This is a genomic window from Streptomyces sp. RP5T (genome assembly GCF_003933965.1).
Taxonomy (GTDB): domain Bacteria; phylum Actinomycetota; class Actinomycetes; order Streptomycetales; family Streptomycetaceae; genus Streptomyces.
The window spans coordinates 1-1,600 of the sequence record NZ_RSAJ01001032.1; the positions used below are offsets into that span (position 1 = coordinate 1).

2 protein-coding genes are annotated in these 1,600 nt (G+C 68.1%); both read left to right on the forward strand.

Features of this window, described 5'->3' with window-relative positions; translation table 11 throughout:
• Positions 1 to 5 precede the first annotated feature (5 nt).
• Positions 6 to 629 carry a TetR/AcrR family transcriptional regulator gene (locus EHS43_RS44185; protein ID WP_125196018.1) on the forward strand — a complete coding sequence of 208 codons (624 nt, stop codon included), beginning with the start codon at positions 6 to 8 and terminating at the stop codon, positions 627 to 629.
• 82 nt (positions 630 to 711) lie between these two features.
• Complete coding sequence (locus EHS43_RS44190) at positions 712 to 1,413, forward strand: ribonuclease HII (protein ID WP_125196017.1); 702 nt, start codon at positions 712 to 714, stop codon at positions 1,411 to 1,413.
• Positions 1,414 to 1,600: the final 187 nt, after the last annotated feature.

Here is a 1,600-nt window from a genome sequence, read left to right on the forward strand (position 1 = left end):
CTCAGATGGTTACCTCGCGCTGGACGGCCGCCCCCGCTCAGGCTGCCTCCGCCCGTCGGCGCGGCCCCGTGCTGGAACGTGCGATTCTCGATGCCGCGCTGGAGCAGCTCAGTACGGTCGGCTGGAACGGCCTCACCATGGAAGGCGTCGCCGCCGGAGCCCAGACCGGCAAGGCCGCGGTCTATCGGCGCTGGCCCTCCAAGGAAGACCTCGTCGCGGACGCCCTTCGGGCCGGACTGCCCCCTTTCGCGGAGGCTCCCGATCTCGGAGGGGTGCGCGAGGACCTGCTCCAGCTGTGCCGCCAGGCGCGCGAGGCGATGTTCTCGCGCCCCGGCTTCGCCTTGCGCTCCGTCATTCACGAATGCGACCAGGCACAGGCGGAACGCTTCCATGCCGTGATCTTCAAGGGGGTCGTGGAGCCGAGCGTCAAGCTGCTCCGCGAGATCATCACCCGTGGGATAGAGCGGGGTGAAGTGCGCCCCGACGCGGCGAACGACTATGTCTTCGATGCCATGCCCGCCATGATGATGTACCGCTCCAAGATGCGCGGCAGCGAATGGGACGACCGGGATCTGGAGGAGATGATCGACCAGTTCATGCTGCCGCTGCTGCGGTCGAGCGGGCCGTGAGCGCGCTTCGTGGGCGTGTCGGCACCGTCCGGGGATGGCGGGGTGTCGCGGGGTGATCCGAGCGGCGTAGGCTAAGGGCGCCATGCCGTACGAACCCCCTACTCATACCGTCGAGCGCTCTCTTCGTGCCACGACCGGAGCGAAGATCATCGCCGGTGTCGACGAGGTGGGGCGAGGTGCCTGGGCCGGCCCCGTCACCGTCTGCGCGGCCGTCACCGGACTGCGCCGACCGCCCCAAGGCCTCACCGACTCCAAGCTGCTCAGCGTCAAGCGTCGCAATGAACTCGCAGAGGAACTGCGCACGTGGGTGACGTCGTACGCCCTGGGACACGCGTCGCCGGAAGAGATCGACCAGCTTGGCATGACGGCCGCCCTGCGGATCGCCGCCGTGCGAGCCCTGGAGGCGCTCCCGGTCCGGCCGGACGCGGTGATCCTCGACGGGAAGCACGACTATCTCGGAACGCCCTGGAAGGTCCGGACCGTGATCAAGGGCGACCAGTCCTGTGTGTCGGTCGCTGCGGCCTCGGTGATCGCCAAGGTTCAGCGCGACAAAATGATGGCCGAACTGGGTATCGACCATGCAGACTTCGGTTTCGCGGCCAACGCCGGGTATCCGTCGCCCGTGCACAAGGCCGCGCTGGAGGTTCGGGGCCCCACCCCGTACCACCGGTTGTCGTGGGCGTATCTTGATGCGCTGCCTCAGTGGCGGCACCTCAAGAAGGCCCGTAGCTGGGCGGACGGAAGCGTTCCGGAGATCGAGGGTCAGCTCGGCTTCGACTTCTGACGATTCCGCTCGCACTGATGTGCCACCCGCTGGCGCGAGCCGCACCAACGTTTGATAGATATCAGCCCATGCCTCTCATTCCCGAGGAGCCTCAGATTCACGAGAGTGCCCAGGGTCCCCGCGCCACTCCGGCCAGTGGCCGCACCGCGCCGACCCCCCGTCCCGTACCCGGTCCACGCCCCGTGGC

Bases quoted from the DNA above. Each gene is read 5' to 3' on its own strand.
- EHS43_RS44185 (WP_125196018.1), top strand. From the start codon at position 6: ATGGTTACCTCGCGCTGGACGGCCGCCCCCGCTCAGGCTGCCTCCGCC.
- EHS43_RS44190 (WP_125196017.1), top strand. From the start codon at position 712: ATGCCGTACGAACCCCCTACTCATACCGTCGAGCGCTCTCTTCGTGCC.